This window comes from Veillonella sp., assembly GCF_015058545.1.
Taxonomy (GTDB): Bacteria; Bacillota; Negativicutes; order Veillonellales; family Veillonellaceae; genus Veillonella_A.
This window is the reverse complement of sequence record NZ_SVCB01000005.1, coordinates 1-9311: the sequence shown is the minus strand read 5'-3', so window position 1 is coordinate 9311 and position 9311 is coordinate 1. Positions and strand designations below refer to the sequence as shown.

General features: G+C 45.4%; 9 protein-coding genes. 2 read left to right on the top strand and 7 right to left on the bottom strand.

Features of this window, described 5'->3' with window-relative positions:
- The 7 genes from hemG to E7204_RS00180 form a co-directional block, all read right to left on the bottom strand.
- On the bottom strand, positions 1-829 hold an 829-nt coding region (gene hemG / locus E7204_RS00210), incomplete at its 3' end, for a protoporphyrinogen oxidase (RefSeq protein WP_295180444.1).
- Positions 826-1857, bottom strand: a complete 1032-nt coding sequence (gene hemH, locus E7204_RS00205) for a ferrochelatase (protein ID WP_295180442.1) — start codon at positions 1855-1857, stop codon at positions 826-828. The genes hemH and hemG, both read right to left, overlap by 4 nt.
- An 8-nt stretch (positions 1858-1865) precedes the next feature.
- Entirely contained in the window at positions 1866-2894 is a 1029-nt protein-coding gene (gene hemE, locus E7204_RS00200) for a uroporphyrinogen decarboxylase (protein ID WP_295180441.1), read from the bottom strand.
- A gap of 31 nt (positions 2895-2925) precedes the next feature.
- Positions 2926-3342, bottom strand: a complete 417-nt coding sequence (locus E7204_RS00195; protein WP_021841274.1) for a DoxX family protein — start codon at positions 3340-3342, stop codon at positions 2926-2928.
- Between the two features lie 31 nt (positions 3343-3373).
- A complete protein-coding gene (locus E7204_RS00190; protein WP_295180436.1) occupies positions 3374-4021 on the bottom strand; it encodes a hypothetical protein in 648 nt (215 codons plus the stop codon).
- A 155-nt stretch (positions 4022-4176) separates the two neighbouring features.
- Positions 4177-5847, bottom strand: a complete 1671-nt coding sequence (locus E7204_RS00185) for a glutamine--tRNA ligase/YqeY domain fusion protein (protein ID WP_295180434.1) — start codon at positions 5845-5847, stop codon at positions 4177-4179.
- 149 nt (positions 5848-5996) lie between these two features.
- The gene (locus E7204_RS00180) at positions 5997-6974 is read right to left on the bottom strand and encodes a D-glycerate dehydrogenase (protein WP_295180432.1); all 978 of its coding nucleotides are present in this window, start codon (positions 6972-6974) and stop codon (positions 5997-5999) included.
- Positions 6975-7392: 418 nt separating this feature from the next.
- Here E7204_RS00180 and E7204_RS00175 point away from each other — a divergent pair, with 418 nt between their 5' ends.
- Complete coding sequence (locus E7204_RS00175) at positions 7393-7797, top strand: hypothetical protein (RefSeq protein ID WP_295180431.1); 405 nt, start codon at positions 7393-7395, stop codon at positions 7795-7797.
- Positions 7798-7995: 198 nt separating this feature from the next.
- On the top strand, positions 7996-8925 hold the full coding sequence (locus tag E7204_RS00170) for a fumarylacetoacetate hydrolase family protein (protein ID WP_295180429.1): 930 nt from the start codon (positions 7996-7998) through the stop codon (positions 8923-8925).
- The last annotated feature ends 386 nt before the right edge of the window (positions 8926-9311 follow it).

Genomic DNA, 9311 nt, shown 5'->3' with positions numbered 1-9311 from the left:
GCGGCGGTGTGGTTATAATTACGTCTTCGTAAGGACTCTTCACCGTACCGCCCAAGACATAACCGTCTTTTACTTTTTCAATGGATGTTACAGGCGTACTCTTATGAAGTGTTACATTGTCCGGCATTTGCGCCACCAATTCGTCGATAATCGATTCTAAACCGCCGGTGAGCTGACGGAATTGACCGCTCGGTTTCACATTCGATGCGGCTCGTTGCTTGCGGGCTGCCAACATACCTTTAACCATGTTACCATGCTTGCGCTCCAAACTGTGGAATTCCGGGAAGGTCGCATCGAGGCTTAATTCATAAATATCGCCGCCGTAAATGCCCGACAACAATGGCTCAATAAGTTTATCCATCATTTCGTTGCCCAAGTGATATTTGAAAAAATCGCCGATGGACACGTCCCCATCCGTTGGATAAGGGCTTTTGAAAATATCCTGCATAGCGCGGAATTTACCGGACCATGACAACAACGTGGATTTGGCAAAAGGCACAAACTCCGTAGGAATCCCTACAATGGAGCCCCCCGGTATAGGGAACATGCTGCCTCGGTCATAGATGAAAGCCTGGCCGGTAGCATTGGTAACCAGCGTATCGCCCAGACCCAATTCGTTGATTAAATCCGTCATCGCCTGCTTGCGGGCTAAATAGGAATCAGGTCCCACTTCCACTACATAACCGTCCACACGTTTCGTTTTAATTTTACCGCCAAATCGCTGTTCTGCTTCGAACACATCAATCCGGCAGTCCGGCTTAGCTCGGCCCAAATAATAGGCCGCTGCAAGGCCCGTCAGACCACCGCCAATCACCGCTACTCGACTCATTCTGTCACCTCATCTTCTAAGGGTAAATGTCGTACCGCCTGCGCCATGGCTTTGACAAAAAGCGCATCCGTATTCGGCATCGGTACGCGCTTGTAGGCAACCCCCAGCTCATCGCAAAGGGCTCTGCAAGCAATATCATTATCATACAATATTTCCAAATGGTCGCATACGAACCCGATAGGTACATACACAACCGCTTTAACATTATCTCGGTCCACGACTTCGCGGGTCACCGTTGCCACATCCGGCGTCAACCAATCGCCGCGCACACCGGCACTTTGCCAAGCCATTTCATAGGTCCCAAGCCCTACGGACTGAGCAATGCGTTTCGCCGTAGCTTGAACGGCTTCCGGATAGGTGTCACCCATGTGAATTACATGATACGGCAAACTGTGGGCCGTAAAGATTACGGCAACCTTCGCCGGATTCGTTACTTCAGCCTGATTTGTTGCTTCAACCGTATTGGCTGTTTCAGGCAAGTTCGTTGTTTCCGACGAATTTGATGTATCAGTCCGGTTCAACAGTTCTGCCGTTTCCCCCAGCGTCGTTGCCAACGCCTGATGCCAATAAGCCAGGAACTCCGGTTCTTCATTCCAGGCCGCCACTTCCCGAATTTCCATTTGATAGCGAGCTGCCCGTCGCTTGGCTCGTTCAAAATAGGACGCCGTTGCAAAGAGTGAAAAATACGGTGCCATCACGATAGCCACTGCCTTCGTGATGCCCGCTTCGCCCATAGCCGACACGGCATCTTCAATAAATGGAGGCATATGCTTATGGCCGATATATAATTCATAACTTATATCATCGCTATGCTCGTTAAGCTGCTTAGCTAATAATTCCGCTTGCCCTTCGGTTATAGCCCCTAGAGGCGACAAACCGCCGATGGCTTCATAGCGTTTTTTCAAAACCGCTACTTCCGCCTCCGTCGGTGCATAACCGCGGCGAATGCTTGTATAATAAGGCATCAAATCGGCTTCAGCGGTCGGTGTGCCGTAATCCATCACCAATAAGCCGATTCGCTCCTTCATACCGTCCCTCATCGCGCCGTCACTTCATGCACATAGGACACGATGCGCTTCAATACATCCGGATTCGCTTCCGGCACAACCCCATGGCCCAGGTTGAAAATATGGCGACCATGTTCCTTGCCTTCCGCCAAGATGCGATCGATTTCACGTTGAATCACCGGCCAGTCCGCAAATAAATAGGCCGGATCCAAATTGCCCTGCACCGCCTGCGTAATCCCCATAGTTTTCGCATCGGCAATCGGCGAACGCCAATCAAGGCCGATTACATCAACCGGCAATTGGCGCCATAGTGGCAATAAGTGATACGTCCCTACGCCGAACATGGTGATTGGCGTAGTCGGGAACTTAGTCTTTAAGGCCGTAATTAACTCTTTCATAAACGGATAAATGCGGGCTTCGTATTCGCGCGCACTCACGGCACCTACCCAAGAATCAAAAATCTGGATGGCGGCGGCACCTGCTTCGATTTGCGCACCTAAATAGACAATGCTCATAGCTGTCAATTTTTCCATCAACGCATCCCACAAATCAGGACGCGTCACGAGCATTTGCCGCGTTTTCTGATACGTCTTCGAAGGGCCGCCTTCCAGCATGTAACTGGCCAAGGTAAACGGGGCCCCGCCAAAACCGATGAGCGGCACCTTGAGCTGCTCTTTTGTCAGAATACGAATTGTTTCCAACACATGAGGCAAGGACTCCGCCATATCGAGAGCGCCGATAGCGGCAATATCTTCCGCCGTGCGAATGGGATTGCCGATAACCGGACCGATGCCGGACTTAAGCTCTACCTCCACCCCGATAGGCACCAAGGGTGTCATAATATCTTTATATAAAATAGCAGCATCTACATTATATTCTTCAACGGGCAAACGCGTAATATAAGCGCAAAGCTCCGGTTGCTGTGTTATTTCGAACAAGGAATATTTTTCCTTAATACGGCGATATTCGGCTTGGCTGCGGCCTGCTTGCCGCATAAACCATACGGGGCAATGAGAGGTTTCTTCCCCGCGGATCATTTGTAAGTATGTCGAATTCATAAGGTATCTTCTTTCCTTTGTTATACGCAATTTATCGTTTGGTAAAGGCACTATCTACACTGTAGCGACCCGGACCTGCGATAAAGAGCATAATGGCGCCGAACATCATCTGTGAAGGATAATCCCATCTAAAAAATCCGGCGTCCCATGCGGCTGCGGTCGCAATGAATAAGGTGAATGCAATCAATAGCGCGCCGAGACGTGTCAAAAAGCCCAAAATAAGAAGAAATCCGCCTAAAAGTTCTGCCCCGGCCGCGGCCATACCGAGCAATAAAAAGCCATCCGGTACACCGAATTGAGCCGTCGTATGACCGATGGCATATAAATTCTGTTCACCACCGGCAAATTTGAAATATCCGTGAGCCATCATGGATAAACCGAATACGATGCGATAAAACAACAATCCGAAATCATGATAGCGAAATAAATTATGAAATAGCATATTCATTCTGCTTCGTTATTCTCCTTATTTGCTGACTTTATTTGATTACTTTGGCGTAGCCGTTAACAATCGGCCACAAGGTATCATCATCGGCACTGTTAAGGGCGATGACGCGAACGCTCGGTCCGAAATACAAATTATCGTACAATACGACATGAAGGGTTTCACCGTAAATTACAGTGCTTACCATATTGTCAAAACGCAAAGTACCGGTGTAGGTCCCGTTTTTTTGCAAAGTTAACGGTTCGATGACACGATACTGTTGGAATTCATTTTGACCGCCTTCATTGATTAATTCGGCCAATTCCGGCAATACGGAATCTTCTTGTTTGTCTTTATTTTTCGTGCTGAAAGAAAAGACCGGCATTTCACTTTCAATGCCCAACGTACGAAGACCTTGTTCACCAAGACGAATATCCGCTACGATACCGTAGCTGAATACATTGTCTTTTTTATAACGCAATTGGTACACATCGGCACTCAATACGCCACGATTCAATAAATACTGCTGAATATCTTCACTGTTCGTAAATAAAGCTTTTTGCGAACCGGCCGACAAGGTAACATTAGTCGGCGTCTTAATATCTTTAATAGCTGTAGTGGCCGGTGTGGCCGCCTGCACAGCACTCCCCACACTAAAGGTAAGCGCCAACACAGCCGCTGCACACCAAGTAGTTAGTTTCATGCACAACTCCTTTTTGCTGACTGACTATTCTGCTTAACTGCTAACAGTCCGGCAACAAGGCCGGACCGACTAGCACATTACTGTAAATTAATCTCAATTACTACCGGCTAACGATTAGTTTAGTCCTGCTAACAGTTAACTTATTCCGGCTAACATTAACCTTTTTTCTGTGCTTTCGCCCAGCTATCACGAAGGCCCACAATACGGTTCATCACGATATGTTCAGGGGTGCTGTCCAAATCGGTTACGAAATACCCCTGACGCAAGAACTGGAAGTGGTCGCCCGGTTTTGTCGTTTTAAAAGCCGGTTCCCCTTTACCCTGCATTACCACCAAGGAATTTGGATTAAGCTGTTCCAAGAAATCTTTGCTTTCCCATTCTTCTTCCGGTTTTAAGAGGTAATCGTACAACCGAATTTCCATGTCCACCGCCGTGGAGGCTTCCACCCAGTGCAAGGTGCCTTTAACTTTACGCTGGCAACCGCTGCCGCTGCGGCTTTCCGGATCATAGGTACAATGAATTTCTTTAATGGAACCGTCTTCGTTTTTAATGACTTCATCGCACATAACGATGTAAGCGCCTTTGAGACGAACTTCTTTGCCCGGGGTCATACGGAAAAATTTTTTCACCGGAACTTCCATGAAATCGTCCTGTTCAATGTAAATTTCACGACCGAACGGAACTTCACGAGTCCCCATAGCTTCATTTTCCGGATTGTTTTCAATGGTCATCATTTCGACTTTATCTTCCGGATAGTTAGTAATAACCACTTTTACCGGGTTAATAACCGCCATCTGACGCGGTGCTTTCATCTTCAAATCTTCACGAATACAGAATTCGAGGAGCGCAATGTCTACCACACTGTCCGCTTTGGCTACGCCGATGCGCTGACAGAAATCGCGAATCGAAGCCGGGGTGTAACCGCGACGACGCAAACCGGAAATAGTAGGCATCCGCGGATCGTCCCAGCCGCTTACGAGATTCTTTTCAACAAGCTGACGCAATTTACGTTTACTCATGACCATGTTGGTAACGTTTAAGCGAGCAAATTCAATCTGCTGCGGTTTTTCCGTATCCGGCCAATCTTCAAGAACCCAATTGTAGAGCGGACGATGCACTTCAAATTCCAAAGTACATACGGAATGGGTGATGCGTTCGATAGCATCTTCTACAGGGTGAGCAAAGTCATACATCGGATAAATGCACCATTTGTCGCCCGTACGATGATGTTCCGCATGCATAATACGATACAATACAGGGTCGCGCATTACGATGTTCGGCGAAGCCATATCAATTTTGGCACGAAGAACTTTTTCACCGTCTTTATACTTGCCTTCCTTCATTTCTTCAAAAAGGCGCAAGTTTTCTTCTACCGGACGGTCACGATATGGGCTGTTGGTGCCCGGCGTACCGAAATCGCCGCGCGTTTCTTTAATCTGTTCCGGCGTCTGATCATCCACATAAGCTTTGCCTTTTTTAATCAATTCTTTCGCATATTCATACATGGTGTCAAAATAGTCGGACGCAAAATATTCGCGGTCGTCCCAATCAAAGCCGAGCCATTTTACATCGTTTTCAATGGATTTCACATATTCCACTTCTTCTTTGGACGGATTGGTGTCGTCAAAACGAAGGTTCGTAAGACCGTTATAGTCATTGCCCAAGCCGAAGTTTAAGCAAATCGACTTAGCATGGCCGATGTGAAGATAGCCATTCGGTTCCGGTGGGAAACGAGTATGCACACGTTTGCCGTACTTACCGGATTCGTTATCTTTATTTATAATCGCCTCTATAAAATTAACTGTTTCATTATTTGGAGTTTCCAACAACAATCATCCTCTCTGCGACTTAATGTCCGTTTATTTACATCTCTTTATTTTATCATAAATAGAGACTTATTGATAGCTAAAGTCCGACCGCAACGGACTTCGTATCGAAGGGGTCAAACAATAGTATCGAAGCGGGCAAACAATAATTACCCCTTATAGTTTACTTCCTTATTTACGCATGTTTTAAGCGGTTTGCCTTGGAGCCCCAGAATAATGTTGTCGGCCGTAAGCATAGCCATGTCACGACGGGTTCGGTCTGTGAAGGAGCCAATGTGAGGTACCACCAGCACTTTACCGGTCTGCAAAAGCGGATGATCAGCCGGCAATGGTTCCGGATCCGTAACATCCAAAGCGGCATAGTCGATTTCCCCTTCATTAAGAGCCCACACGAGAGCATCGGTGTCGACGATTTTACCGCGGCCCACATTGACAAACAAGGCATCATTTTTCATCTTTTTAAACGCCTCTTTGTCAAACATGTGATACGTTTCCTCCGTTAACGGAGCCATAACGAGGACCACATCGCTTTCGGCCAAGAGTGTATCGCGATCACGGTATTCAACCATGTATAAATGCTCATCCGCACGTTTATGACGATTGTTGTAAATAACGGTCATGCCGAACGCGCGAGCACGGCGCGAAATGGAAATTCCGATGGCGCCAAGTCCGATAATCCCCAACGTAGAACGACTTAAATCTTTACCTTTAATATTGGACGGACGTTGTGCCCACATACCACTTTTGACAAAATCCGCATTTTCCACAATACGACGGCTGGCCGCTGCCACAAGGGTAAAGGCCAATTCGGCTACCGATTCGGTCAAAACGTCAGGTGTATTGCCGTAAGGAATCTGACGGGCCGTCAAATCATCCACCGTCACATTATCGTAGCCCACCGAAGCTTGCGCGATAACTTTTAAATTCGGTGCATCGGCGATTAAATCGGCATCTACTTTGACTGTATTAATACTCCAAAGAGCATCGACCTCCTTGAGCCATTCTTTCAAAGTTTCACGGGGCATAGGCGTCTTTTCCGTCCATTGCTTAATCGTCACATGTTCACCTAAATAGGCAAGCGCATCTTTACGAACCAAACCTGGTACAACTACAACTGGTTTACTCATTTGTGTCAACCTCCCGAACATATATAAAAACATTTTTATGTAAAAAATCTAAAACTTCTAAGAGTTGTAAAAACTCTAAAAGCTGTTGCAACATATCTGAAAAAACAGCCGAATTGTCAATCAAGTAAATTGATATCATCTCTCTCTTATTATATACAATTTGAGGCCATAGATAAAACAAAATCATAGATATTTTTAAATAAATAAATCTTTTGGTACTTTAGAATATTTTAGTCGTTTTTTCATAGCAAAAAAATATCTCCTTTGTGCTCATGTTTTTCACTAATATTACAACTATTTACTTTATCTATTTATCAATCTATGTTATAGTTAACTTATCGATAAATACAAACAATTAATCATTCTCCCAAGCTCGTCAATTACGTATTGTGAATTTATTTGAAAAGAGGAACTTCCTATGGCATATATCGACGCATTAACTGAACAAGAAGTTACACTACGTGATTTTAAATCTGTATTAAATCGACTCATGACCAATTACAATCCAAAGAAACCGGTTACGATTACCATCGAAAAAGACGGTGAATCACGTACATTTTCATTAGTACCGAAACGTACGCGCCGGCGCTCAAACGGTGAGGCATTTGCCATTAAGGAAATCCCGTTTGAAACGTTGGAAGAACCAAAAGAACCGGGCACTTACATGGCCATTGATACGTTTAATATTGCTGAAAACACACCGATTCCGTTTGTATACGGCTTGTATGTAGATTTTGACGGCATTCGGGATTTACGCTTTTTTAACGACCGTGCCAGTTGTCAAAAATGGCTTAACAAAAAGATTAAATTACTTGAAAAATAGGCGATGTATATAAAACTGTTTGATAAATATCCTAATGGATTCACCCGGCTTGAAACCCATTAAATTAGTTTTAAGTACATCGTATTTATTTAATATAATCCATTTTATATCGAAAAAAATATATTTACAATAATTACATGATTGTTATAAAAACCGGCTCAGGTCGGTCATGACTCAGCATTACACTTGGGAGGACTTATGAAAATCGCAACCTTTACAACGCCATCCGGCTTCCGTCAATGGGGCGTTATCGACGACGAATCACAAACTATTCTCGGCAGTGCCGATTTGGAAGAAGCGTACTTCTCCTTCCTACCGGAAACGATTGAAGAGCTCATCAGCTTAGGTGACGAGGGCGTGTTATTATTAGCTACCGCTTTGGAAAAACACAATGAATCGCCCGTAGCCGTACCTTACAATCTAAGCGATGTAACCATCGATACACCGTTCAGCCCACACCGCAACATTATCTGCGTAGGCAAAAACTACCGCGAACACATCGTTGAATTCGACAAAACGGCCGACGAACCGGAGTTCCCTATTTTCTTTAGTAAACTGCCGACAGCCGTAACCGGCCCTAACCGCGTAATTCCGTTGCATCCGAATGCAACTTCACAAGTGGATTACGAAGGCGAATTGGCCATCATCATCGGCAAACGAGCCAGCAACATTCCGGAAGATGAAGTATATGATCATATCTTCGGTTACACCATTGTAAACGATGTAACGGCACGCGATTTACAGCGTCGTCACAATCAGTGGTTCTTAGGTAAAAGCCTAGATGGCTTCTGCCCTATGGGTCCGGCCATCTTAATCGGCAACAAACAGCCGCGCGACTTTGAAATTCGCACCTATGTTAACGACGAACTTCGCCAATCGGGGTCCACGGAAGATTTAATCTTCTCCATTCCGACCTTGGTAAGTACGTTAAGCCGCGGTATCACTTTGGAACCGGGCGACATCATCGCCACCGGCACACCATCGGGTGTAGGCGTCGGTTTCGAACCACCTCGCTTCTTGCAGGAAGATGACCTCGTATCCATCACCGTTCCGGGCATCGGTACCTTATCTAATACAGTTAAACAATCCGCACCGATTACGGAAATTGAAGATTACGAAGACTTTTAAGAAGAAACCTTAAGCTCATTGGTCTAAAAGAACCGATGAGCTTAACTTGACGCTTATACTTTAATGAGTTAAGATATATATAAGACGAGCCGTCATAGCGTTTCATACCGCTAGGCTCATCTCTGGTGAAAATAGTAAATTGAGAAATGGCCTAGTCGTTACTTATTGATTAGGTCATTTTTCGTTTCGAATCAAAACCACCAGAGTAGCGAAAGGGACAATAGTTCATCACGAACTATTGTCCCTTTTTATTGTACGCCGAATAGGCATGACAAAACCCCCAGTTAAACTGGGGGTCGGTAAAAAATTCTTATAGAAAAGGAAAGAACCTCCTAATGATACAATGAAGTTGGTCTGGCAACCACAACATTTCAACTTAGGAGGTT

Coding starts and splice junctions, on each gene's coding strand:
- hemH (WP_295180442.1), bottom strand. CDS start 1,857: ATGAAGGAGCGAATCGGCTTATTGGTGATGGATTACGGCACACCGACC.
- hemE (WP_295180441.1), bottom strand. CDS start 2,894: ATGAATTCGACATACTTACAAATGATCCGCGGGGAAGAAACCTCTCAT.
- E7204_RS00195 (WP_021841274.1), bottom strand. CDS start 3,342: ATGAATATGCTATTTCATAATTTATTTCGCTATCATGATTTCGGATTG.
- E7204_RS00190 (WP_295180436.1), bottom strand. CDS start 4,021: ATGAAACTAACTACTTGGTGTGCAGCGGCTGTGTTGGCGCTTACCTTT.
- E7204_RS00180 (WP_295180432.1), bottom strand. CDS start 6,974: ATGAGTAAACCAGTTGTAGTTGTACCAGGTTTGGTTCGTAAAGATGCG.
- E7204_RS00175 (WP_295180431.1), top strand. CDS start 7,393: ATGGCATATATCGACGCATTAACTGAACAAGAAGTTACACTACGTGAT.
- E7204_RS00170 (WP_295180429.1), top strand. CDS start 7,996: ATGAAAATCGCAACCTTTACAACGCCATCCGGCTTCCGTCAATGGGGC.